The following is a 23,771-nucleotide window of genomic DNA, read 5'->3' as shown; positions in this document are numbered from 1 at the left end:
CTATCCCTAATTTTTGCCCAGTCGGCCGACGGGTAGACTGCAGCGCAGTGATGCCGCCCTTCGTGCGGCGGAGGAGGATGACAATGCAGCTATTACTCGGACTGTCGCGTTTGATCGACGCGTTCAGCGAGCGTCTGGGAAAACTGATCTACTGGCTGGTCCTGTTCGCCGTATTGATTTCTGCCGGTAACGCGGTCGTGCGCAAGACGCTGAACATCGGTTCCAATGCCTTCCTGGAAATCCAGTGGTACCTGTTCTCGGCAGTGTTCCTGCTCGGGGCGGGTTATGTGTTCATGAAGAATGCCCACGTCCGTATCGATTTCCTGTCCAACCGTTTTTCGCCCAGGGTGCGCAATGTCATCGACATCATCGGCATCCTGCTCATCCTCTGGCCCTTTTGTGTGGTTTTCATCGACCTTTCCTGGCCGCTGTTCACCGGCGCCTGGGTGAGCGGGGAAATGTCGCAGAATGCCGGTGGCCTGATCCGCTGGCCGGTGTACCTGATGATGCCGGTCGGGTTTGCCCTGCTGATGCTGCAATCGGTTTCCGAACTGATCAAGCGCTTCGCCTTTCTCGCCGGGCTGATTCCCGATCCGATCGGCCACAATCCCCATTCACCGGAGGAAGAGGTGCTTTCCTACGAAATCGAAGAGCACGCCGGTCGTGCCCGTGAGGAGCAACGCTAATGGCTTTCATCGCGGAATACTTCGTCCCCCTGATGTTCGTGGGCTTGATCTTTTTCCTCATCTCCGGTTTTCCGGTGGCCTTCGCGCTGGCTGCCACCGGCCTGCTGTTCGGTACCATCGGCATGGAGGCCGGGCTGTTCCCGGCCACCCTGTTCCAGGCCCTGCCGTTACGCCTGTTCGGCATCATGCAGAACGATACCCTGCTGGCCATTCCCTTCTTCACGCTGATGGGCATCATCCTGCAGAAGAGTGGCATGGCCGAGGATCTGCTGGAGTCGATCGGTCAGGTCTTCGGTCCGCTACGCGGCGGGCTGGCGCTGGCGGTGATCATCGTCGGCGCCCTGCTGGCGGCGACCACCGGGGTGGTCGCCGCGTCGGTGATTGCAATGGGGCTGATCTCGCTGCCGATCATGCTGCGCTACGGCTACAACCGCGCCATCGCCGCCGGCACGATCACCGCCTCAGGTACCCTGGCGCAGGCGATTCCGCCTTCGCTGGTGCTGATCGTGATGGCCGACCAGCTTGGTCGCTCGGTCGGCGACATGTACGCCGGGGCGATGATTCCGGCCTTCATGCTGGTCGGGTTGTACGTGATCTTCCTCGTCGGCCTGGCGATTTTCAAGCCGGACTGGGTACCGGCGCTGCCCCCTGAAGCTCGCATCTACCGTCAGCCGAACGGCAGCAGCGGACAACTGTCACTGTGGCTGCTGTCGGCCGGCTCGTGGTCGATCGGTCTGGTGCTCTTCTTCAATTACGACGCGGTCGCCGCCAGCCTGTTCGGCAGGAACGGGGCAGCGCCGTTCGACGAGCGCGCCATCTTCACCCTGTCGGTGATCGGCATCACTGCCCTGCTGCTGGCGATCATCAACAAGCAATTGAAACTCGGCCTGCTCTCGGTTCTCGCCGAGCGCGTCACCTTCGCCCTGATCCCGCCGCTGGTGCTGATCTTCCTGGTGCTTGGCACGATCTTTCTCGGCATTGCCACGCCGACCGAAGGCGGGGCGATGGGCGCGGTGGGGGCGCTGATCATGGCGCTGGCCCGGCGTCAGCTGTCGCTGGTCTTGCTCAAGGAGGCGCTCGACAACAGCGCCCGCTTGTCCTGCTTCGTGTTGTTCATCCTGATCGGCTCGACGGTGTTCTCCTTCACCTTCAACGCCGCCGACGGTCACATCTGGGTCGAGCATCTGTTCGACAAGCTGCCGGGGGGGCAGATCGGTTTCCTGGTGTTCGTGAACCTGCTGGTCTTCGTTCTCGGCATGTTCATCGACTTCTTCGAGATTGCCTTCATCGTCGTCCCGCTGCTGGCGCCAGTGGCGGAGAAGATGGACATCAACCTGATCTGGTTCGGCGTCTTGATCGCGATGAACCTGCAGACCTCCTTCCTCACCCCGCCTTTCGGTTTCGCCCTGTTCTACCTGCGTAGCGTCGCCGCTCGCACGGCCTACAAGGATGTGGTGACCGGCAAGCAGATCGAACCGCTGACGACGCCACAGATTTACAAGGGGGCGGTCGCCTTCATCATCCTGCAGTTGATCATGGTGGCGGTGCTGATCATGTACCCCGGCCTGGTGACCGGCAGCCTGGAGGAAAAGGTCAAGGTCGATCTCAATACCATCGAACTCGATGCCGGCAGCAGTTCCTGGGGCGATCAGCCCGCGCTGCCGGACCCGGTTGCGCCACCGAGCGATCCTGCGGCCGACCCGGCGGCGGCGCTGATGGAGGAGATGCGTCGGGAAGGCAAGCGCTGACGAGCTGGTCTGCGACACAAGAAAAACGCCCGGATTGTCCGGGCGTTTTTCTTTGCGCGCAGCGAGCGCCCATAAAAAACCCGCAGACTGGCTGCGGGTTGCTGGGCGGGAATTGCCTCAGAGTTTCTGCGACTGCATGTAGCTGTCGAAGCCGGCTTCCGAGAAACGGAACCACTGGTGCTGTTCGCGGCGGAAGACTTCGTAGTCGGCGTAGATCTTCTTCCAGTTCGGGTTCTTCGCCGACAGTTCGGCGTAGTGTTCCTGCGAGAACTTGAAGGCGGCGTCCATGACGTCCTTCGGCAGGCGGAACAGCTTGGTGCCGCCGGCAACCAGTTCCTTCAGCGCGGTCGGGTTGCGGGCGTCGTACTTGGCCTGCATGTCGACGTGGGCAAAGGCTGAGGCGCACTCGATGATCGCCTTGTATTCGGCGGACAGCGAGTTGTAGGCCTTGTCGCTGACGTACAGGGTCAGTTGCGGGCCGCCTTCCCACCAGGCCGGGTAGGCGTAGTAGCCGGCGACCTTGTTGAGGCCGAGCTTCTGGTCGTCGTAGGGACCGATCCATTCGGTGGCGTCGATCGTGCCCTTTTCCAGCGACTGGTAGATTTCACCGGCCGGGATGTTCTGCGGCACGCCGCCGATACCGGCGAGGATGCGGCCACCAAAGCCGCCGATGCGCATCTTCAGGCCGTTGATGTCGGCCAGCGACTTGATCTCCTTGCGGTACCAGCCGCCCATCTGGGCGCCGGTGTTGCCCATCGGGAAATTGACGATGTTGTACTGGGCGTAGAGTTCGCGCAGCAGCTTGAGGCCGTTGCCCTGGAACATCCAGGCCGTGGTCTGGCGGGAGTTGAGGCCGAACGGGATGGTGCAGTCCATCGCGAAGCTCTCGTCCTTGCCGAAGAAGTAATACGGGGCGGTGTGGGCGCATTCGACGGTGCCCTGCTGCACGGCGTCGAGAACGCCGAACGGGGGAACCAGTTCGCCGCCGGGGTGGACGGAAATTTCAAACTTGCCACCGGACAGTTCCTTGACCTTGGCGGAGAAGGTTTCGGCCGCACCGTAGATGGTGTCGAGTGCTTTCGGGAAGCTGGAGGCGAGGCGCCAGCGGATCGTCTCGCCGCCGGTGACGACGGCGGGGGCGGCCGGGGCGGCGGTCTGCGGGGCGGCTTCTTCCTTCTTGCCGCAAGCGCTGAGCAGCATGCCGGCGCCGGCAGCGGCGCCCAGTGAAGCGGTGGTCAGAAATTTGCGTCTTTCCATGAATGGTCTCCTCGTTTTGATGCCCCGCCGAAGCGGGGCGGATGGATGCACTATCGATCTATTCGGGGTCGATAGTCCTCATGGTCGGCCCATTTGCCGGAATGCCGAATTAGGAGAATCCCTAATCGCCAGACGGCCGTCGCTTCATTCGGCGTGGTAGGCGGTGACGCGGTCGACTTCGTTCTGCGAACCGAGGATCACCGGCACGCGCTGGTGCAGGCCGTCCGGGGCGATGTCGAGGATGCGCTGGCGGCCGGTGGTGGCGGCGCCGCCGGCCTGCTCGACGAGGAAGGCCATCGGGTTGGCTTCATACATCAGGCGCAGCTTGCCGCCCTTGCTGCGCAGTTTTTCGTCGATCGGATACATGAAGATGCCGCCGCGCGTCATGATGCGATGCACGTCGGCCACCATCGAGGCCACCCAGCGCATGTTGTAGTCCTTGCCCAGCGGGCCTTCGCGGCCGGCAGTCATTTCCTCGACGTAACGTTGCACCGGCGCTTCCCAGAAGCGGCGATTCGACATGTTGATGGCGAATTCCCTGGTGTCTGCCGGGATGCGGACGTTTTCCTGGGTCAGCACGAACTGCCCCTGCTCGCGGTCGAGGGTGAACACGGCGACGCCGTCGCCGACGGTCAGCACCAGCAGCGTCGTCGGGCCATAGACGGCGTAGCCGGCGGCGACCTGCGCGGTGCCGGGTTGCAGGAAGGCGGCCTGGGCGGCTTCCGGGGTGGACAGGTCGGCGCCTTCCGGGCACTTGAGGACCGAGAAGATGGTGCCGATCGAGACGTTGACGTCGATGTTCGACGAGCCGTCGAGCGGGTCAAAAGTAAGCAGGTATTCGCCCTTCGGGAAACGGTGCGGCACCAGGTGCGGCAGGTCCATTTCCTCGGAGGCCATGGCGGCAAGGTGGCCGCCCCATTCGTTGGCTTCGAGCAGGATTTCGTTGGACAGCACGTCGAGCTTCTTCTGTGCTTCGCCCTGCACGTTGTCGCTGCCGGCTTCGCCGAGCACGCCGCCAAGACCGCCCTTGCCGATGGCGATCGAGATGGCCTGGCAGGCGCGGGCGACGACTTCGATCAGGAACTTGAGATTGGCCGGGATGCGGCCCTTGTTGCGGTGCTCTTCGGTCAGGTAGCGGGAAAGGGTGCGCTGGGCCATGGCAATTCCAGAAGAAAATAAAAAAGCGGATTTTACGCCGGGCGATCCTTGGCGTGCAGGAAGGCGAAGGCGGCGGCGCTCGACAGCGGTTTGCTGAACAGGTAGCCCTGCACTTCGTCGCAGCCGTTGCTGCGCAGCAGTTCGAGCTGGTCTTCGGTTTCGACGCCTTCGGCGATCACGTTGAGACCGAGCGAATGGGCCAGGGCGATGGTGCCGAAGGCGATCGCCCGGTCGTTGAGGTCGTGCTCGATGTCGCGGACGAAGGAGCGGTCGATCTTCAGGTGGTCGATCGGGAACAGCTTGAGGTAGGCGAGCGAGGAATAGCCGGTGCCGAAATCGTCGATCGCCAGGCTGACGCCCATGCGGCCGAGGCGTTCGAGGATGTGGATGGCTTCCTGCGGGTTTTCCATCACCGAGCTTTCGGTGATTTCCAGTTCCAGCAGTTCGGCCGGCAGGCCGGATTCGGCGAGCGCGCCGGCGACCGTTTCGCAGAAGTCGCGGCGGCGCAACTGACGGGCCGAGACGTTGACGGCGACGCGCAGGGGGGCGAGACCGCCGTCGATCCAGTGCTTCATGTCGCGGCAGGCGGTGAGCATGACCCAGTCGCCGATTTCGACGATCATGCCGGTTTCTTCGGCGATCGGGATGAAACGGTCGGGGGCAATCAGTCCGTCGACCGGGTGGTGCCAGCGCAGCAGGGCCTCGACGCCGGTCGGCTGGCCGCTGGCGCTGAACTGGGGCTGGTAGACCAGCGCCAGCTCGTTGCGGCCGATGGCGTGGCGCAGCTTGCGTTCGATGTCCAGGCGCTCGGTCGCCTGCTGGTTCATGTCGGCGGCGAAGAACTGGTAGTTGTTGCGACCGGCCGATTTGGCGTGATACATCGCGGTGTCGGCGTTCTTCAGGATGGCGTCGCCGTCCGGCCCGTCGTCGGGGAAGAGGCTGATGCCGATCGACGGGCTGGTGTGCAGTTCGTGGCCTTCGGCCTCGATTGGCGCGGCCAGCGCATTGACGATCTTGCTGGCGACCAGTGCCGCGTCGGCCGGCGAGTTGATGCCGGGCAGGATGACGACGAATTCGTCACCGCCCAGACGGGCAACGAAATCAGTCTCGCGGACGACGCCGGAGAGGCGGCAGGCGACTTCGCGCAGCATTTCGTCACCGACCTGATGGCCGAGGGTGTCGTTGATGATCTTGAAGCGGTCGAGGTCGATGAACATCATGCCGACCTTCCAGCCATGGCGACGCGCTTCCGGCAGCAACTGGCCGAGGCGCATGAGCAGCGCCAGGCGGTTGGGCAGGCCGGTCAGCGAGTCGTGCTGGGCGATGTGGCGCATGCGCGCCTCGGCTTCCTTGCGCTCGGTGATGTCGGCGAAGATCCAGATGTAATGGCAGGGCAGGTTGCCAGTGTTTTCCTCGACCCGGTTGATGCGCAGGCTGGCCGGGAAGCTGCCCTGTTCGCCACGTCGCACCGCCACCTCGCCGCGCCAGGCGCCGTGCAGGCCGAGGCTGGCGAGCAGTTGTTCGCGCGACCAGCTGTCGTCGGCGTGGATCAGGTCAAAGACGCTGGTTTCGAGCAGGGCGGCCGGAGCCAGCCCGGTCATTGCCGAAACCGCCGGGTTTACCGAGAGCAGGCGGTGCGCCTCGTCGGTGACGGCGATGCCGGCCGGCGTGTGATCGAAGACCACCTGCGCCAGCTTTTCCCGTTCGGCGGAGGCGAGCCGTTCGCTGACGTCGCTGTAGATGGTGACGAAGCTGCCGTCGGCTAGCGGCACGCCGCGCACGTCGATGGTCCTGCCGTTCGGCCGGGTGCGCTCGAAATGATGCGGCACCGGGTGGCGGGCACGCGCCATCAGCGCGCGGACGATTGATTCCGGCTCGCCGGGGCCGTATTCGCCGCGTTCGGCATTGAAGCGGTAGATGCGTTCGATCGGCACCGGCGGTTCGGCGAACAGGCTGTCCGGCAGGTCGAGCAGACGCTGGAATTCGCGGTTGTGCAGCAGCAGGTCGAGGTTCTTGTCGAACATCGTGACGGCGCTGGGAATCGCTTCGACGACGGTTTCCAGCAAGGCGTGCTGGTGACGCAGTTCCTCCTCGGCCTGCTTGCGTTCGGTGATGTCGGTGTAGGTGGTGATGAAGCCGGCCAGCTTGCCGTTGATCAGCAGTGGTTCGCTGTCGACCAGGCGGGTGCGGCCGTCCGGGCGAGTCCGTTCGAAGCGGTGCGGGCTGAACTGGCTGGCCTGCTCGGTGATGCGTTTGACATGCTCCTCGGCGTCGCCGGGGCCGTACTCGCCGCGTTGTGCCGGGATGCGGATGATGTCCGAAAAGTGTGCGCCTTCCCTGACAAGAGGCGGCGGCAGGTCGAGCAGTTCGATGAACCCCCGGTTCCACACGCGCAGCTGCAGATGTTCGTCGAACACGCTGATGCCTTGCGGCAGGCTGGAGACGACCGCCTGCAGGTAGGCTAGGCGCAGCCGCGAGTCTTCGGCGGAGGAGGGGGGCGTGTCGATGTTCAAGGCGCGGGCGGGGAACTTCACAGTATTGCCGGATGATACTCCATGCCTTGCCTGCGTCACGCCAGCGTTTGGCCCGATTCGCCGCCTGGCGGTTGGCGTGCGCCCATGAGGCTCCCTGTGACGACAGGTTTCACCGCATAATAGCGCCGATGAATCTGCCCCGTTTTTATTGCCGGGAGGCCCTGTCGCCGGGCGCCCACGTCGATCTGCCCGAGCCGGTGGCCCGCCATGCCGTGCGCGTCCTGCGCCTGCCGCCGGGGGCGCCGATGGTCCTGTTCGACGGTCGCGGTGGCGAATATCTGGCCCATATCCAGCGCATCGAGCGCGACCGGGTGGTGGCCGAGCTGGCGTCGTGGACCGAGGTCGAGCGCGAATCGCCGCTGCAGGTGACCTTGGTGCAGGCGCTGCAGGCCGGCGACAAGATGGATTTCACGATCCAGAAGGCGGTCGAGCTTGGCGTCAGCGGCATCGTCCCGGTGGATAGCCGGCGCAGCGTGCTGAAGCTGGCTGGCGAGCGCGCCGCCCGGCGCGTCGCTCACTGGCAGGGCGTGGCCGCTTCGGCTTGCGAGCAGTGCGGGCGCAACCAGGTGCCGATCGTTGCGCCGCTCGAGCGCCTCGATCAGTGGCTGGCGCGGCCGGCGGACGGCGTGCTGCGCCTGATGCTGGCGCCCGATGCCGAAATGACGCTGGCCGATCTGGTGCCGGCGCAGCAGGTGCAGTTGCTGATCGGTGCCGAAGGGGGGCTCGATCCGCAGGAGGTGATCGCCGCGCGCCAGGCAGGCTTCCAGGCAGTGCGCCTGGGGCCACGGGTGTTGCGCACGGAAACGGCAGGGCTGGCGGCGCTGGCCGCGCTGCAGGCCCTTTGGGGAGATTTCAGGGAGGGATAGGCGATGTTCGAATCGGCGGAACTCGGTCACAAGATCGACAAGGAAGTTTTCAAGAAGGAAGTGCCGAAGCTGCGTGCGGAACTGCTTGATGTCCAGTACGACGTGCTGCAGAGGAAGGAGTTTCCTGTCGTCATCCTGATTTCCGGGGTCGACGGCAGCGGCAAGGGCGAAACCATCAACCTGCTCTACTCGTGGATGGACCCGCGCCACATCTCGACGCTGGCGTTTTCCGCGCCGAGCGACGAGGAAGCGGCCCGCCCCTACATGTGGCGCTACTGGCGCGCGCTGCCGGCCAAGGGCAAGGTCGGCATCTTCGCCGGCTCCTGGTATTCGCAGCCGATCACCGACCGCATCACCGGCGCCATGCGCCGTGCCGAACTCGACGAGCGGCTCGACGACATCAACCGTTTCGAGGCGATGCTGGTCAACGAGGGGGCGCTGGTTCTCAAGTTCTGGTTTCACCTGTCCAAGGACGCCCAGAAGAAACGCCTGAAGGCGCTGGAAAAGGACCCGCGTACCGCCTGGCGGGTGACGCCAGCCAGTTATGACCGCCTGAAGACCTACGACAAGCTGCAGGAAGTCGCCGGCCACGTGCTGCGCGTCACCAATACCGCCAAGGCACCGTGGATCATCGTCGAGGGTACCGACGACGCCTACCGCTCGCTGACCGTTGGCCGCATTGTTCTCGACGCCATGCGCCGCCGCCTGCAGCAGCCCTTGCAGCAGGTGCCGGTGGCACCGCCGATCGTTCATCCGATCGATGAGAAGAATGTGCTGACCACGCTCGACCTGACGCAGAAGCTGGGCAAGAAGGATTACGAGAGCCAGCTCGCCAAGTACCAGTCGCGCCTTTCCGAACTGGTACGCGATCCGCGTTTCACCGGCCGGCATTCGCTGGTGCTGGTCTTCGAAGGTGCGGATGCCGCCGGCAAGGGCGGCAGCATCCGCCGCGTCGGCGCGGCGATGGATGCCCGTCAGTACCAGATCGTGCCGATTGCCGCGCCGACCGAGGAAGAGCGCGCCCAGCCCTACCTCTGGCGCTTCTGGCGCCATCTGCCGCGCACCGGCCGGGCCACCATCTTCGACCGTTCCTGGTATGGGCGTGTCCTGGTCGAGCGGGTCGAGGGTTTCTGCAGCGAGGCCGACTGGTTGCGCGCCTACGCCGAGATCAACGATTTCGAGCACCAGCTAGTGGCCTCGGGAACGATCGTCGTCAAGTTCTGGCTGCAGATTTCCGCCGAGGAGCAGTTGCGCCGTTTCAAGGAACGCCAGGACACCGAATTCAAGCGTTTCAAGATCACCGACGAGGACTGGCGCAACCGGGAAAAGTGGGACACCTACGTCACCGCAGTTTGTGACATGGTCGATCGCACCTCGACCGGACTGACACCGTGGACGCTGGTCGAAGCCAATGACAAGAACTTCGCCCGCGTCAAGGTCCTGAAGACCGTCTGCGAGCGCCTCGAAACTGCCCTCAAGGGCGAAGGAAAATCCGAAACAAGATGAGCGACACCGCCTACGACGAAAATTTCGTCTCCTGGTTCCGGGCCGTCACGCCCTATATCAATGCCTTCCGCGGCAAGACCTTCGTCCTCGCCTTCGGCGGCAAGGCAATCGCCAGCGAGTTCATCCGTACCCTGGCCTACGACGTGAACCTGCTGGCCAGCCTGGGCATCCGCCTGGTGCTGGTGCACGGGGCGCGGCCGCAGATCGAGGAGGAGTTGCGCGAGAAGAACATCGAGTCGAAGTATCACCGTGGCTACCGGGTCACCGATGCGGCAGCGCTCGACTGCGTGCTCGATGCCGTCGGCAGCGTCTATCTCGAGATCGAGGCGCTACTCTCGCAGGGCCTGCCCAACACGCCGATGGCCAACAGCCGGATTCGCGTGATCGGCGGCAACTTCATCACCGGCCAGCCGATCGGTGTGCTCGACGGCATCGACATGCACTACGCCGGCAAGGTGCGCAAGGTCGATGCCGAAGGGATCAACGCCCAGCTCGGCCTCGGCAACATCCTGCTGCTCAACTGCGAAGGGCCGTCGCCGACCGGCGAAATCTTCAACCTGCAGATGGAGGAAGTTGCCGAGGCCGTTGCCAATGCGATCAAGGCCGACAAGCTGGTCTATCTCACCGACAGCCGCGGCGTTACCGACCAGTCGGGCGAGTTGCTCGACGCGATGACCGCCGACGAAGCCTCGCAACTGCTGCGCGATGCCGACTGGCTGACCAGCGACATGATGCGTTACCTGCCGTGCGCGGTACGCGCCAGCCGCGCCGGTGTCGGCCGGGTGCACCTGATCGGCTACGAGCAGGACGGCGCGCTGCTGCGCGAATTGTTCACCCATGATGGCGTCGGCACCGTGGTCACCCGCGAATCGCTGGAAAACATCCGCGAAGCCAAGCCCGACGACATCGCCGCGCTGATCGCGCTGATCGAGCCGATGGAGCAGGAAGGCATTTTGGTGCATCGGCCGCGCGAACTGCTCGAACGCGAGATCGAGCGCTTCTCGATCATGCTGCACGACGGCATCATCGTCGGCTGCGCGGCGCTTTACCCGCACTCCGACGACGAGGCCGAACTGGCCTGCCTGGCGGTCAATCCCGATCACCGCGAATGGGGCTACGGCGAGCAACTGATGGAGCGCATCGTGCGCCGGGCAAAGAAGGCCGGCATCAAGCGCCTGTTCGTTCTGACCACGCGCACCGAGCACTGGTTCGTCGAGCGCGGTTTCAAGCTTGGCACCGTCGACGATCTGCCGACGGCGAAAAAGGAAATGTACAACTACCAACGGCGTTCGAAGGTTCTGTTCAAGCCTTTATAATCCGCTCCATCAATCCCCAAGGAGAAGCGCATGGCAAGGATGGTCAATTGCATCAAACTCGGTCGCGAAGCCGAAGGCCTCGATATGCCGCCCTACCCGGGCGAGCTGGGCAAGCGGATTTTCGAGAGCGTCTCGAAGGAAGCCTGGCAGCAGTGGATCCGGCTGCAGACGATGATCATCAACGAAAACCGTCTCAACCTGGTCGACGCGCGGCATCGCAAGTATCTGTCCGAGCAGGTCGAGAAGCACTTCTTCGGCGACGGTGCCGACCAAATCCAGGGCTATGTGCCGCCACCGGCCTGAGCCGGCATGCAACGAGCAACCCCGCTGCGGCGGGGTTTTTTGTTCCTAAAACAGGACGAAAGCGATCGCCAGGGCGGCGGCGATGCCGGCCAGCCAGCGAACCCGGCTCAGTTGCTCCGAGCAGAAGGCTTCCAGGTCGTCGAACAGCGGGGGGAAACTGGCGATGTCGGCGGGGCGGTTCATGGTTCGCGTTCCTCGGTGGGGTTGCGGCGAGGATGCCCAGCGTTGATTACAGGCGGATGACGCGAAACGACGCCGCATCGTTTCACCGAACTGCAACACGCGCTCCCTAGACTGGCTGGCCCGACTATCCCGCTAGCCCGTTTATGCTGCCCGTGACCGACGACGAAATATCCGAATTGAGGCGAGTCCTGACAGACGGCCTGCTGCTGCCCGTTTTTCAGCCGATTGTCGATTTACGGGCGCGGGCGATCCTCGGCTACGAAGCGCTGATCCGCGGCCCGCGCGACAGTGCGCTGCACCTGCCGGACCGCCTGTTCGCCGCGGCCAAGGCGGCCGGCCTGGCGCTGGAACTGGAGCGTGCCTGCCGGGAAGCCAGCCTGCGCCGCTTTGCCGGACTCGGGCTGGGCGGTCGGCTGTTCCTCAACGTCACGCCAAGCTGTCTGCTCGACCCGCAACTGATGAACGGACAGACCCAGTCGCTGCTCCAGGAACTGGGCCTGCCGGCCAACCGTCTGGTGCTCGAACTGACGGAAAACCAGCGGGTGACCAACCTGCCCGGCATCCACGAGGCGCTGCAGCACTATCGCGGGCGCGGTTTCCAGATTGCGATCGACGACCTCGGCGAGGGCTTCGCCAACCTGCGCATGTGGTCGGAGTTGCGCCCGGAGTTCGTCAAGATCGACAAGCACTTCGTGCATGGCATCGCCGACGACCGCATCAAGTACCACTTCGTGCGGGCGATGCAGGACCTGGCGGAAATCTGCAATGCCTCGCTGGTCGCCGAAGGCATCGAGCGGCGCGAGGATTTCGACTGCATCCGCGACATGGGCATCGCCTGCGGCCAGGGTTACTTCATCGCCCGGCCGGCGGTCGAGCCGCCGCGCTACCTGCCGCCGGCGGTGGTGCTGGCACTCGATCGGCAGCAGATATCGCTGGCCCCGGCACTGGCCGGCGCCACTCGTCCGCAGAGCGCGCGCACCCTGCTGCGGGTGATCGAGCCGCTGCCCTGCGGGGCCTCCAACGATCAGGCGATTGCCCGTTTCGAGGCCGATCCGGCGCTCTATGTGCTGCCGGTGGTCAATGGTGTACACCCGGTCGGCATGATCAACCGGCATAGCCTGATCGACCGTTTCGCCCGGCCGTTCCGGCGCGAACTCTACGGTAGCAAGAGTTGCGAGATGTTCATGGACCACGCGCCGCTGATCGTCGACCAGGCGGCGAGCATCCAGGAACTGGCGATGATGCTGGCGCTGGCGCCCAAGCATTACCTGTACGACGGCTTCATCGTCACCGGCGAGGGGCGCTATCTCGGCGTCGGCAACAGCCAGGATCTGATGGCGAAGATCACCGAGATGCAGATCAGCGCCGCCCGCTACGCCAATCCGCTGACCCAGTTGCCGGGCAACGTGCCGATCAACGAGCACATCGACCGCATGCTGCTGGCCGGCATCGACTTCGTTGCTGCCTACATCGATATCGACAATTTCAAGCCCTTCAACGACAACTTCGGCTACCGCCGCGGCGACGACGTGATCCAGATGCTCGGCCGCTTGATCGGCGAAGCGGTCGAAGCGCGCCAGGATTTCGTCGGCCACATCGGCGGCGACGACTTCTTCGTCGTCTTCCAGAGCCCGGACTGGGAAATGCGTTGCTGGCAGATGGTCGCCAGCTTTGCCGAACGTGTTGACGCGATGATCGGTCCGGACGAGCCGGGGCGACAGGGTTATCTGGCCGAGAACCGGCGCGGCGAGATGGTCTTTCATGCGCTGCCCACCCTGTCGGTCGGTGCGGTAAGGATCAGGGCCGGCAGCTTCGAATCGCATCGCGAGGTGGCAGCAGCCGCTTCGGTGGCAAAGAAACAGGCCAAGAAGCGGGGGCGCGAGCCGGGCACGCCCGGCGGCGGCAACGTCTTCGTCGAGCGGCGCGGCGCCGCCGAGCTGGCGGCGAATCAGCTCAACTGAAGGCCGCCGGGCGGGTCTGTCGGCTTAGATCTGCTTGCACAGGGTGTAGAGGGTTTTGCCGTCATCGACGTAGGCGGTGAGATTGCTCGAATAGTCCGGGGTGTTGCTGGAAGTCTGCGGGAAACCACGCACGCTGCCCTTGTCCGGCAGGCCCTCGTCCTGGGCGGCGTCGATGGCGTTGGCGACCGAGGCTGCGAGGTTGGTGGTGCAAACGACCGTACCTTCGAGCAGCTTGCTCCCGCCGTTGCTGATTTCCGTCTGGACGCCGATGATGCCACCGGCGGCGTTGGTCGGTTGCTGCGTGGGCTCTCTGTGAGCGGTGATTAAACCGGCGGCGCGCAGGTGTTGCCAGAGCAGCCGGCTTTCGTCGGTTGCCGTGGTCGAGTTGAAGTCGTCGTCGATTTTGCCGTTGCCGTTGCCTTTTCCCGAGTTGACCCAGCGCGCCTCGGTTTGCGAGTCGTCGCCGGGTAGCGCCTTGTAACGGTCGCGGTAGTTGAGGACGGCGACGGTGACGCCGTCGAACTCCTTTTCGATGCTGCGGATCTTGCTCTGCGTGATCAGTTCCTGTCCCTTCATGACGCCACCGAGCAGGAGGCCGATGATGACGAGGACGATGGCGATTTCGATCAGGGTGAAGCCTTTCTGCGAGGTTTTCATGCTTGTCTCCTTGGTGGTGGTTGGGAAATCAGGGCAGGCGGCCGGCGCTGAGCATCCGCGTGGCCAGGATGGCCGGGGGTAGCCAGCGCACCAGGTCGTCGTAGTCGGCGTCCGGTGGGTGGTCGACGAATTTGCTGTCGTTGTTGGCGTTTTCCGTTTCGTCGGGCGAGCCGCCGGCGACCTGCCTGCCGTCTTGGCGAAAGCCGAGGTGGCCGTTGGCGCCGTGGCTGACGATGACCGCCGGCAGGGCAGTGGCCACTGTGGCGCTGCTGCCGTGGCTGCTGTGGATGTTGGCGCTGCCCGGGTCGCTCAGGGTGAAGGCGGCGCGGGCGCCGCTTGCTGGCTCGGTGCTGAACAGGCGGTCGGCGAAATAGCTCAGGCGCTGTCCCCAGGGGTCGAGCTCGGCGAGGCCGAGCGTCCGCCAGGGCAGGACACCGTGTTCGAGCGGGCAGCTCTCCTGGCCTGCAGCGGCCTCGCTGCTGGCGAGAGTGGCTGTGGCAGGGCAGGGCAGGCGACCGTGGATGATGGCGAAACCGTACAGGGCCTCGAGCGCCTGCTCCAGTTGCTGCTGCGCCTTTCGCTCGTCGGCGAGGCGACGCTGGCCGCTGAGCGAGCCAACCATGCCGCTGGCCAGCAGTGCGAAGACGATCAGGACGATGCTCAGTTCGAGCAGCGAGAATCCGTGCTCGGTCGGCCGTTCAGTAGGCGATCCGGTCATTGCCCTGGCCTGTCGAAAAGGCGGGTGAAGGCGCCAGCGCTTCGCCATTGCGGCTGGCCGCGGCATTGGCCCCTTCGAGGTAATCCTCGACCCGGGTGCTGGGTCGGTTTTGTCCCTGCAGCGGACGGCCGGCGGCAATCACCGCGAGCGCCCGCCCCGTCTTGCCGTCGATGCTCAGATTCCGGGCCTGCGGGTTGAGCGGATCGCTGACCTGGTAGAACAGCGTGTCGTGCCAGGCATTGCGTTGCCACCAGCCGCTCTCGTCAGTCAGAAATGCGCAGGCGTCGGCTGCCCAGACCATCGGCCAGGCGCTGGCTGCCTGGGCCCCGTTCAGGCTGGTGATGGCGTCGAGGGCACTTGCCAGTTGTCGGGCATCAGCGATGGCGCTGGTCAGCGCCTGCGCGGCGAGTTGCTGTTGTTTCGTGCCGGGCTGCGGGCGAAGGCCAGCCAGCACTCTGGCGGCTGCGGCGATGCTTTGCTGGCTCAACTGGGGGGCGATGGCGCCGGCTTCCTCGTCCAGGGCCCGTCCATGGGCCGCAATCAGGCGGGCGAGGTCGAGGTTGGCGGCTACGGGCGACAGGATGGCTGCGGCGGCGGTCAGCAGTTGTTCGACGGGCGGGCGGGGCTGAGCGCTGTCGAGGCTGGCGAATTCGCTACTGCGCTGCTGCAGGGCCGCCATCGTAGTGCTCAGGACAAGGGGCAAGCCTTCGCTGGGAAGCGGTTTGCCTGTGCTCAGGGCATCCCAGGCGAGAGCGTCGAGCCCATAGCGGGGAAGGGTTTCAGCGAGGGCGGCCAGCAGTGGCTGGGTGGTGGTGGCGGCCCGGCGGATTGCCGCGCCGTCGCTGGCGGGGAGCTTGCCGCTGCTCAGCACGCGGTTGATCTTTTCGGCGAGTTCGCTCAGCGCTTCTGCCGTCGCCTGACTCCGCTCGCCGAGGCTGGCGGCGACCTGGCGGTGGCTGTGCAGCCGGTTGGCGATCCAGGTGTTGCTTGCCGCCAGCCGGGTCAGTGCTGTCTGGCGCTCTGCCGTGCTGCCGGCGGCGGCGAGTGCAGCGATGGCGTCCCGGTGGCGTTCCCTGAGTTCAGTCAGGCGTCTTGCCGCACTGTCTTCCGGCTGGCTCTGCGGGATGCGCCCGAAGCGCGTTTCCTGCCGGCCTTCCGCCGTCGCTGCAGCGAGCGGGGCCGGCCAGGGGAAACGGCCGCTGCTGGCGCCATGGCTTTGCAGGCAATGCCGGAGCATCTGGGCAACGCGGGTCATGGCCGCCGCCATCAGTTCGTCGCGGTAAATGATGAGGATCTGGTCGTTGCCCGCCGCGGCGTTGTTCCAGTAAGTCCGCGCCGGGCCGTTGTCCAGCCAGCCTTCGAGATAGTCGTCCGGCCGGGACGACGGCCGCTGTTGTTGCGCCAGCGGCGTGCCCGGGGCGATCAGCAGGGCGGCAACTTCAGCGTGTCCGGCGTGACTCAGCCCGGTCGGGGTGGCGGGAGTGACCGGTTCGGCGCTGTTGTCGTCGCGCAGGCCGGGGGCGGCGACGTACCACAGGGTTTCCAGCGCGCGGTCGCGCGGTTGTGGTAGATCCAGCGTGATCCAGGGCAGGCGCCCGAGGTAGCTGGGGCAGTGATTGCCGACCAGCATGTCGGCCCTGCCGTCGCCGGGATGGTTGGCCCAGCCGGCGCTGTCCATGCTCTGGTCGGGGCAGGGAAGGCTGCCGGGGCGATTGGCGTCGTTCGCGGCGCGGGCAATCAGGGCCTCACGGGCAGTGGCGAGGGCGCGGGCCTGGCGGGGCGCGTCGCTCAGCCGCGTTGGGGTTTGATTCAGCAACCAGCCGGCCGCGCCAAAGGCCCCCAGCAGCAGGGGGGCGAACAGCGCGAAGCCGGATTGGCGGATCATTTGCCGTCTCCGGCGCGGCTGCCGCCAATACTCAGACTGCCCGGTGGCAGCAAGGGCTGCTGCCAGCTGTCGCCGACCGCCTGGCCATCGCTCTGCCCCGGTTCGAGTTGGCCGTCCACCCAGCGCAGGCGCAGTCCGGTGCTGGCGGTGAGCGTGCCGTCGAGGCGTCGCGCTGCGCTCGGCGCAGCTGTGCTGGCCGGCTGCTCCAGCTGGCGGCGCTGCTCGGGCGTGAAGAACAGGCGCCCCAGCGGTTCGGCTGCGGCGCTCAGGGCAAGGCCCGGCAGGAGGAAACAGAGCAGCTGTTTCATTGCCCTGGGGAGGTTGGCAGCAGCAGAGCCAGCCGGCAGTCGGCCAACAGTTCTGCCGTCTGCCGCTGCAGCTTGCAGTGACGAAGCTGGTGCTGGAATGCTGATTGGCGGCGCCAGCGATCGAGGATGTCGAGCAGGATTTCTTCGTGCAGCAACGGCCCCTGCAGGCGGAATCTGCGCTCGCGCCAGTGTCCGGATGGCGTTTCCTGTTCGCCTTCGAGCGCGAGGCGCAGGCCATGGGGGGCGGCGATACCGGCCAGCACTTGGTCGGTCTCTGGGGCGGCGACCAGCAGTCCGTCGAGGGCGCTGCTGGCGCGGCGCAATGCATCCAGGCGCTGCTGCATGCGGCTGGCCTGCTGCTGTAGCGCGGCAAGTTCGGCTTGGCTGGCGTGCAGCCGTTGTGTCGCGTAGAACTGGATCGCGCCGCCGGCCAGCAGGGCGCAGCCGCAGAAGAGCAAGGGCAAGCGGTGGGAGAGGAGGATGCCGAGCCAGTGCCTCATTGCCGGGCTGCCGTCAGGTTCAGCGAAAGGGCAGGGTTGCCGGGGCTGCTGCTGATTTCCGCCCGGATGTCGGTGTGGCGGCGCAGTTGCTCACCGAGTTGCTGCAGTGCTGGTGGCTGCATATCCGTCGCGGTTGGTGACAAGTGAGCACTGACTTGTATCTGCCAGCTGTCTGCTGTTGCCGTGTTGTTGTCCGGTGTCGTCCAGTGCACTGCGTCGAGTTCGACGTCTGGCGTGGCGTCGAGTGCCCTGCTCAATTGCTGCAGGCGTTCGGCGAACGCGGCGCTGCGGGCGGCGAGGCCAGGGCGGTCGGCTGCCAGTTGTGGCAGTTGCGCCGCTGTCGTGCCGAGTCGGACGGCACTGGCTTCCATTTTCCGCATTTCCCGTTCGAGGGCGCGCAGCTGGCCATGGCTGCGCTCGATTGCGGCGTTCACTGCCTCCTGGCGGGATTGTGAGGCCAGGGCGAGGCTCAGGCCGCCGAGGCTGGCGGCGGCGCCGGCCAGCCACAAGCCGCGGGCGATTGTTCGCTGGCTCTGGTGCGGCAGTGGCGGTTTCGGGAAGCGGAGGCGGGGCCAGCGCCAGGCTGGCAGCGCCAGCAGGTCGAGACTGCTGTTGCTGTGCCCGGTGATGATCCGGAGTGCCGGTTCCGGCAGCGTCAGGTGCGCTTGCCAGTCGGCGCTGCCGAGCAGGCAGAGCGGGTCTGGCGTGTATTCTCCGGCACCGGGCGGCGGATTGAAACGCTGGCAGCCAGCGATCGCTGCCGGGATTTGCTCGCTCGGCATTGCCGGCGCGAGTGCTGCCGGGCGGCCATGCTGCAGCAGACAGAGCTGCGCCCCCCGGTCGTGCTGGCTGATCACCAGCAGGCGGGCCGGCAGGCGGTGGCGGCGGGCAATGAATGCCGCCAGCAGGAGCGGGGGGCAGTGGATGCCGCGTAGCCTGATCGACGCGTCAGCGAGACAGTTCAGCCAGCCTTGCAGGCCCGGGCTTTCCGCTAACGCCAGGAAGGCGAAGCGACGGCCGGCGCCGGCGGAGCCCGGCAAGGGATAGCTGCACCGCCAGCGGGTATCTGGGTGAAGGCGCTCGAGGCGCAGGTCGAGTATCCGGCGCTGGGTCAGGAAGCCGGTGGCTGGCAGGCTTTCGGCAAGCAGTTGCGGTTCGCCGTGGTCGAGCAGCAGGAGATGGCCGGATGCCGCCTGGCGGGACAGGAAGCGGGCAAAATCGGCTGTTCCGGCAGCGGTTTCGGGAAACAACCCGAGCTGCCGCAATTGCCCGCCCTGGACGATCCAGGCGGCAAGCGCGCCTTCGCCGAGCAGGAGGCGGAGCACGGGTTTCACCGCGCCACCTGCTCGACGATGTCGTAGATCGGCTGCAGGGTGGCCAGCATCATCCAGCCGAGGAGGATGCCGATGCTCAGCGTCATGGCCGGTTCGAGCAGTGCCTGCAGGGCGTCGATCATGGCGTGCGCTTCCTGTTCGTAGATGCCGGCGAGATTGTTCAGCGAGGTGTCGAGCCGGCCGGTGCGTTCGCCGGTGGCGAGCATCCGGGTCAGCAGCGCCGGAAAGATCGTTTGCCGGGCAAAGGCGGCGGATAGTGCGGCGCCTTGTTCGACCTGGCGATGGATTTGGGTTACTGCCCGGGCGGCGGCGCGATTGCCGATCGTGCCGGGGAGCAGGGCAAGTGCTTCGAGCAGTGGAATGCCACTGGCGTAGAGCATGGCCAGCAGGTCGGCAAGACGGGCGACCAGTAGCTTGCGCTGGATTTCGCCGACGACGGGGAGACGCAGCAGCAGGCGGTGCCAGGCGTCGTGCCAGGCGGGGCGCTGACGGATTGCGACGGCACCGGCGAGGGCAAGGAGGGCGGGGGCGCCAAGCAGGATCGGCCAGTATTCCTGTAGCAGCGTCGATAGGGCGAAGAGCAGGCGGCTATGCCAGGGAAGGTCGGTGACGGCACTGCCGAGGAAGGCGCGGATTTGCGGGACCAGGAAGAACATCAGGAAGAGGGCGGCGCCGAGGACGAGCGTGCCGGCAAGCAGCGGGTAAGTGAGGAGCTTGCGGCTGGCGCTGGCCAGGGCTTCGGCCTGGCGCAGGCTGTGGCCGAGGCGGCTGAGGGTTTCGCTGAGCCGGCCGCTGAGTTCGCCAGCGCGGATCATGCCGGCGAAGGCTGCGTCGCAGCGGGTGATTGCCGCCGGCAGGGCGGCGGAGAAGGCCTTGCCACTGCGTAATTCGTCGGCAATACCGCGGTAGATCGGGCGCAAGGCTTTGCTTGAACCGCCGTCAGCCAGGTCGTCGAGCGCGTCGAGCAGGGGGATGCCCGCGCTCAACAGTTGTTCGAGATGAAAGCAGAAATCGATCAGCTCGCGGCGCGCCAGCTTGCGTTGTCCGAAGAGCGACAGGCGCCGGGCCTGGAGCAGGTCGAGGTCATGCTGGCGCAGCAGCTGCGCCAGTTCGCCCGGGTCGCTGGCGTTCATCTGTCCATTCACCAGCTGCTGCCGGGCGTCGAGCGCCAGGAAGCGATAAGTGCGGCTCATCGATATTCGCTCAGGTCTACGACGCGCGCCACTTCCTCGCGCGTCGTGATGCCAGCCTGGACCAGTTGCAATCCGTTTTCGGCGAGACTGGAGAAGCCCCGCTGCCGGGCCTCGGCGAGCAGTTGCGCCGGACTGGCGGCGTCGGCGAGCAGCAGGTCGAGCCCGGCGTCGATGCGCAGTATTTCCAGCAGGGCGAGGCGGCCGCTGTAGCCGCTGCCGTTGCAACGCGGACAGTTTTCCTGGCGGGCGGCAGCCGGCGTCGCCCGCCGGCAGTCTGGGCAGCTGCGGCGTAGCAGGCGCTGGGCGACGATGCCGGAGAGATTGCCATGCAACTGGCGGGGGTCGATGCCCAGTTCGCGCAGTCGGGAAAGCGCGGAGATCGCACTGCCGGCATGCAGGGTGGCGAAAACCCGGTGGCCGGTCAGGCTGGCGCGCAGCGCCATGGCGGCGGTTTCGGCGTCGCGGATTTCGCCGATCAGGACGATGTCCGGATCCTGGCGCAGCATGGAGCGGACGCCCCCGGCAAAGTCGAGCTTGACGTTGTCGGAGAGCGAGGTCTGGCGTAGCAGCGGGAGCGGGTATTCGACCGGGTCCTCAAGCGTCATGATATTGACGCCATCGTGGTTGAGACGCTTGATCAGCGAATAGAGGGTGGTCGTCTTGCCACTGCCGGTCGGGCCGGTGACCAGGAGCAGACCTTCCGGGCGGGCCAGCATGATTTCGATCTGCTGTCGTTGCGTCTCGCCGATGCCGAGCGATTCGAGCGGGACGATGCCTTTTTGCCGGTCGAGGATGCGCAGGACGATGTTTTCGCCGTCGATGGTCGGCTGGCTGGCCACCCGGAAGTCGATTTCCCGACCGCCGAGCGGCCGGCAAAAGTGCCCATCCTGCGGCGCCCGGCTCTCGGCGATGTTCATTCCGGCAAGAATCTTCAGCCGGCTGGCCAGTGGCGGCCAGGTCGATTTGTGCAGGATGCGGATCGTCTGCAGGATGCCGTCGATACGGTAGCGGATGCGCAGGCAGGCTTTTTCCGGCGCGAAATGGAGATCCGACGCATGCCGGCGGACGGCGTCGGCCAGCAGTGCATCGACCAGCCGCACCGCCGGCGAGTCGCCGTGCAGCGAGGCGATCCGGTCGCTGCCTTCGAATTCGCCGAGGATGTGTTCGATGGCCAGCGCGTGGCCGTAATGCTGATCGATGGCGCTTTCGATTTCGCCTTCGCTGGCAAGCAGGATGTCCGCCGCCAGACCGGGCGGCGTGTGGCGGCGGACGCTGTCGAGCGTGCCGGGGTCTTGCGGCGAGGCCAGTGCCAGGCGCCAGCGCTTGTGTTCCGGCTCGACGGCGATCGGCAACAGGCGTTGCCGTCTGGCGGTTTCCGGAGGGACGAGTTGTATGGCTTCGTGGCTGACCGGATGCCGCCCGGGATCGTAACGCTCGACGCCAAGCTGGATTGCCAGCAGATCGTGGATTTCGCCCTCGGCGGCAAATCCCAGTGCGGCCAGCTGCTTGCCCAGGCGACAGCCGCTTTTCCTTTGCTCAAGGAGGGCGATGCGCAGCTGGTCGTCATTGATGAGGCCGGCCTTGAGCAGGTGTTTGCCGATCGGCTGGCGTGTCATGGTCGTGCGGCCTCCAGTTTGTGCAGGCGCTGTTGCAGCGGCGGTAGCGCAAAGCGGTACTCGCCGTGAGCAGCGCCTGCGAGCGCGGCGCGGTAATGCTGGCTGGCCTCGCCGTATTGTTCGAGATGGTCGAGGGCGATCGCCAGGTTGTGATGGATGTCCGGGTGTCCGGGGGCGAGCCGGTTGGCCTGGGCGTAGGCGAAACGGGCTTCCGGCCAGCGCCGCTGGGCGGCCAGCAGGTTGCCGAGCCGGAAGTGCAGGGCGGCGTCGCCGGGGAGCTCGGCGATCATCGAACGCAGGTGGCTTTCGCGTTCGTTCAGGGGCAGCAGCGCCAGTTGGCGCTTGCCGTGTTCGATGAAGCCCTGGTGGAGCGCATCGCCAGCTGCGGCGTCATGCAGCGCGAACAGGGCGAGCAGGGGAAGCAGACGGGAGTTCACTGGATTGTCAGCGGTGCTGGCGCTGTCGGGCGGGGCGGCGGAAAGAAACCCTGGGTCGGCAGGGCGTCGGCTGAGCCGGAGTAATCACCGCTCAGGCTGGCTTCGCGGATGACCGTCGGACGCAGGAAGATGACCAGCTCCGTTTTGTGTGCCCGGTTGTCGCGGTTGGTGAAGACTTCTCCGGCGCCGGGGATTTCGCCCAGCAGCGGTATGCGCTGGTTGCGGTGGTCGATGCCGTCTTCCATCAGTCCGCCAAGGACGGCGATCTGGCCGTTGGCAACGCGCATCACCGATTCGATTTCGCGGGTCCGGATCACCGGTACCAGATTCTCGATGCCGTTACGTCGCAGGTCGGGGTTGGGATCGGGGATTTCCCGGCCGACGCTGGTGATGGTCGGCCTGATGTTGAGGATCACCGAATCGTCGGCCGCAACCTGCGGCGTGACGCCCATCACCAGGCCAACCGATACCGTTTGCGGCGTGGTCGTGTAGGTGACGCTGGTGCCAACGTTGGCGGTGGTCGTGGTGTCCGCCTTGACGGTGAAATAGACGTAGTTTTCGACGACCTTGAGCAGCGCGGTCTGGTTGTTGAGGACCGAAAGGCGAGGGCTGGAGAGAACCCGGCTGTCGCCGAATCGGTCGAGCAGGCTGATCAGTGCCTTCGGGTTGGCGTTGCGGTCGTAGCGCAGGTTGATGCCAGTCTTCAAGGGGTTGCCGGCCAGTTCGAAAATGCCGCCGCTGATCAGTGAACTCCAGTCAATCCCTTGTTCATGTCCCTCGCTCAATGCGACCTCGACGATCGTCGCTTCGATCAGCACCTGGCGGCGGACGGCATTGCTCAACTGATCGATGAAACTGCGGATCTGCCGGTGCTGGCGGCGGGTGGCGATGGCCGAGACCAGTCCGCCTTCGCCGTTGATGATCAGGCGCTGCGGGTTGGCCGCCTTGCCGCCGCCCGCCGGGTTTGATTCAAGCAATTGTTCGAGGCCGGCTTTCAGGTTCTCCCAGAAATGATGGCGGCTGACGTTTTCGATTCGTGTTGCCGAGAGGTTGCCGGCATTGGTGCTGCCGGTCGAAGCGCCAATCTGCATGTTGTTGGCGACGGAGGTCGTGACGCTGCGCTCAAGGTTCACGTAATCGACCGGGTAATGCGCAAGATAGGGCTTGTCCGGCACGATCAGCAGGCTGTCCCCGGAAAATTCGAAGTTCAGCGGGATCTGTCGGGCGATCCGTTCAAGGATCACCTCCAGCGGCTGGTGCAATGCGTTGAGGGTGACCTTGCCTTCGATTTCCGGAGCGATGTCGATGTCGATGCGGGCGTCGCGGGCCAGCGCAAACAACAGGTCGCGGACCGGGATGCGATCGACGCTGACGCTGTAATCGGCGGGGCGGGGGGTGGCCGGGCTGCTTGTCGGTAGCGGGCTCATCTGCTCGACGATGGCGGGTATGTCCTCGCTGCCGGGGGCGGGGCGCGCATGCAGGTGTCCGGCCAGCGCTTGCCGGGGAACGGGGGCACTGCAGGCGGTGAGCAGTGGAAACGTGGCAAACAGGAGCGACATGAGTTTGAACATGGCATTCCGGATGGGGTGATGCGTTTATGCTAGA

At 65.5% G+C, this 23,771-nt stretch carries 21 protein-coding genes; 7 read left to right on the top strand and 14 right to left on the bottom strand.

Annotated elements, in window-relative coordinates; translation table 11 throughout:
• The first annotated feature begins 83 nt into the window (after positions 1-83).
• Together ACE3OV_RS17470 and ACE3OV_RS17465 are read left to right on the top strand one after the other, a co-directional pair.
• A complete protein-coding gene (locus ACE3OV_RS17470; RefSeq protein WP_374328775.1) occupies positions 84-686 on the top strand; it encodes a TRAP transporter small permease subunit in 603 nt (200 codons plus the stop codon).
• Complete coding sequence (locus ACE3OV_RS17465) at positions 686-2,434, top strand: TRAP transporter large permease subunit (protein WP_374328774.1); 1,749 nt, start codon at positions 686-688, stop codon at positions 2,432-2,434. The genes ACE3OV_RS17470 and ACE3OV_RS17465 overlap by 1 nt, the downstream gene beginning before the upstream one ends.
• Positions 2,435-2,551: 117 nt before the next feature.
• Here the strand turns inward: ACE3OV_RS17465 and ACE3OV_RS17460 are convergent, their stop codons facing one another.
• From ACE3OV_RS17460 to ACE3OV_RS17450, 3 genes are all read right to left on the bottom strand, one after another.
• Positions 2,552-3,691, bottom strand: coding sequence for a TRAP transporter substrate-binding protein (locus tag ACE3OV_RS17460; RefSeq protein ID WP_374328773.1), 1,140 nt, complete (start codon positions 3,689-3,691; stop codon positions 2,552-2,554).
• Positions 3,692-3,835: 144 nt separating this feature from the next.
• Positions 3,836-4,849: a class 1 fructose-bisphosphatase gene (locus ACE3OV_RS17455; protein WP_374328772.1), complete on the bottom strand. Its 1,014-nt coding sequence runs from the start codon at positions 4,847-4,849 to the stop codon at positions 3,836-3,838.
• A gap of 32 nt (positions 4,850-4,881) precedes the next feature.
• Positions 4,882-7,383, bottom strand: coding sequence for an EAL domain-containing protein (locus tag ACE3OV_RS17450; RefSeq protein WP_374328771.1), 2,502 nt, complete (start codon positions 7,381-7,383; stop codon positions 4,882-4,884).
• 128 nt (positions 7,384-7,511) lie between these two features.
• Here ACE3OV_RS17450 and ACE3OV_RS17445 point away from each other — a divergent pair, with 128 nt between their 5' ends.
• The 4 genes from ACE3OV_RS17445 to ACE3OV_RS17430 are packed head-to-tail and all read left to right on the top strand — an operon-like array spanning position 7,512 to position 11,374.
• A complete protein-coding gene (locus ACE3OV_RS17445) occupies positions 7,512-8,249 on the top strand; it encodes a 16S rRNA (uracil(1498)-N(3))-methyltransferase (protein ID WP_374328770.1) in 738 nt (245 codons plus the stop codon).
• 3 nt (positions 8,250-8,252) lie between these two features.
• Complete coding sequence (pap, locus tag ACE3OV_RS17440) at positions 8,253-9,755, top strand: polyphosphate:AMP phosphotransferase (RefSeq protein ID WP_374328769.1); 1,503 nt, start codon at positions 8,253-8,255, stop codon at positions 9,753-9,755.
• Positions 9,752-11,071 (top strand): amino-acid N-acetyltransferase, encoded by a 1,320-nt coding sequence (argA, locus tag ACE3OV_RS17435; protein WP_374328768.1) that lies wholly within the window; start codon positions 9,752-9,754, stop codon positions 11,069-11,071. The genes pap and argA overlap by 4 nt, the downstream gene beginning before the upstream one ends.
• A 30-nt stretch (positions 11,072-11,101) precedes the next feature.
• Positions 11,102-11,374, top strand: a complete 273-nt coding sequence (locus ACE3OV_RS17430) for an oxidative damage protection protein (protein ID WP_374328767.1) — start codon at positions 11,102-11,104, stop codon at positions 11,372-11,374.
• 45 nt (positions 11,375-11,419) lie between these two features.
• On the opposite strand, the gene ACE3OV_RS17425 is transcribed toward ACE3OV_RS17430, so the two are convergent.
• Positions 11,420-11,557, bottom strand: a complete 138-nt coding sequence (locus ACE3OV_RS17425; RefSeq protein ID WP_374328766.1) for a hypothetical protein — start codon at positions 11,555-11,557, stop codon at positions 11,420-11,422.
• 176 nt (positions 11,558-11,733) lie between these two features.
• Here ACE3OV_RS17425 and ACE3OV_RS17420 point away from each other — a divergent pair, with 176 nt between their 5' ends.
• Positions 11,734-13,518, top strand: coding sequence for a GGDEF domain-containing protein (locus tag ACE3OV_RS17420; protein ID WP_374328765.1), 1,785 nt, complete (start codon positions 11,734-11,736; stop codon positions 13,516-13,518).
• A gap of 24 nt (positions 13,519-13,542) precedes the next feature.
• Here ACE3OV_RS17420 and ACE3OV_RS17415 read toward each other — a convergent pair whose 3' ends face one another.
• Genes ACE3OV_RS17415 through ACE3OV_RS17370 form a run of 10 tightly spaced genes read right to left on the bottom strand, consistent with a single transcriptional unit; the run spans position 13,543 to position 23,737 of the window.
• Positions 13,543-14,175, bottom strand: a complete 633-nt coding sequence (locus tag ACE3OV_RS17415; RefSeq protein ID WP_374328764.1) for a type II secretion system protein — start codon at positions 14,173-14,175, stop codon at positions 13,543-13,545.
• Between the two features lie 28 nt (positions 14,176-14,203).
• Positions 14,204-14,893 carry a type II secretion system protein gene (locus ACE3OV_RS17410; RefSeq protein WP_374328762.1) on the bottom strand — a complete coding sequence of 230 codons (690 nt, stop codon included), beginning with the start codon at positions 14,891-14,893 and terminating at the stop codon, positions 14,204-14,206.
• Positions 14,874-16,778 (bottom strand): hypothetical protein, encoded by a 1,905-nt coding sequence (locus ACE3OV_RS17405; protein WP_374328761.1) that lies wholly within the window; start codon positions 16,776-16,778, stop codon positions 14,874-14,876. The genes ACE3OV_RS17410 and ACE3OV_RS17405 overlap by 20 nt, the downstream gene beginning before the upstream one ends.
• Positions 16,775-17,086, bottom strand: a complete 312-nt coding sequence (locus ACE3OV_RS17400; protein ID WP_374328760.1) for a hypothetical protein — start codon at positions 17,084-17,086, stop codon at positions 16,775-16,777. Before ACE3OV_RS17400 ends, ACE3OV_RS17405 begins: the two co-directional genes overlap by 4 nt.
• Positions 17,083-17,586, bottom strand: a complete 504-nt coding sequence (locus ACE3OV_RS17395; protein ID WP_374328759.1) for a hypothetical protein — start codon at positions 17,584-17,586, stop codon at positions 17,083-17,085. Before ACE3OV_RS17395 ends, ACE3OV_RS17400 begins: the two co-directional genes overlap by 4 nt.
• Positions 17,583-18,920: a hypothetical protein gene (locus tag ACE3OV_RS17390; protein ID WP_374328758.1), complete on the bottom strand. Its 1,338-nt coding sequence runs from the start codon at positions 18,918-18,920 to the stop codon at positions 17,583-17,585. Before ACE3OV_RS17390 ends, ACE3OV_RS17395 begins: the two co-directional genes overlap by 4 nt.
• Positions 18,917-20,113: a type II secretion system F family protein gene (locus ACE3OV_RS17385; RefSeq protein ID WP_374328757.1), complete on the bottom strand. Its 1,197-nt coding sequence runs from the start codon at positions 20,111-20,113 to the stop codon at positions 18,917-18,919. Before ACE3OV_RS17385 ends, ACE3OV_RS17390 begins: the two co-directional genes overlap by 4 nt.
• Positions 20,110-21,729 carry a GspE/PulE family protein gene (locus ACE3OV_RS17380; RefSeq protein ID WP_374328756.1) on the bottom strand — a complete coding sequence of 540 codons (1,620 nt, stop codon included), beginning with the start codon at positions 21,727-21,729 and terminating at the stop codon, positions 20,110-20,112. The genes ACE3OV_RS17385 and ACE3OV_RS17380 overlap by 4 nt, the downstream gene beginning before the upstream one ends.
• Positions 21,726-22,166 (bottom strand): tetratricopeptide repeat protein, encoded by a 441-nt coding sequence (locus ACE3OV_RS17375; protein WP_374328755.1) that lies wholly within the window; start codon positions 22,164-22,166, stop codon positions 21,726-21,728. Before ACE3OV_RS17375 ends, ACE3OV_RS17380 begins: the two co-directional genes overlap by 4 nt.
• On the bottom strand, positions 22,163-23,737 hold the full coding sequence (locus tag ACE3OV_RS17370; RefSeq protein ID WP_374328754.1) for a type II secretion system protein GspD: 1,575 nt from the start codon (positions 23,735-23,737) through the stop codon (positions 22,163-22,165). The genes ACE3OV_RS17375 and ACE3OV_RS17370 overlap by 4 nt, the downstream gene beginning before the upstream one ends.
• Between the last annotated feature and the right edge of the window lie 34 nt (positions 23,738-23,771).

Source organism: Azonexus sp. (genome assembly GCF_041909095.1).
Taxonomy (GTDB): Bacteria; Pseudomonadota; Gammaproteobacteria; order Burkholderiales; family Rhodocyclaceae; genus Azonexus.
This window is presented reverse-complemented; position numbering and strand designations above follow the sequence as displayed.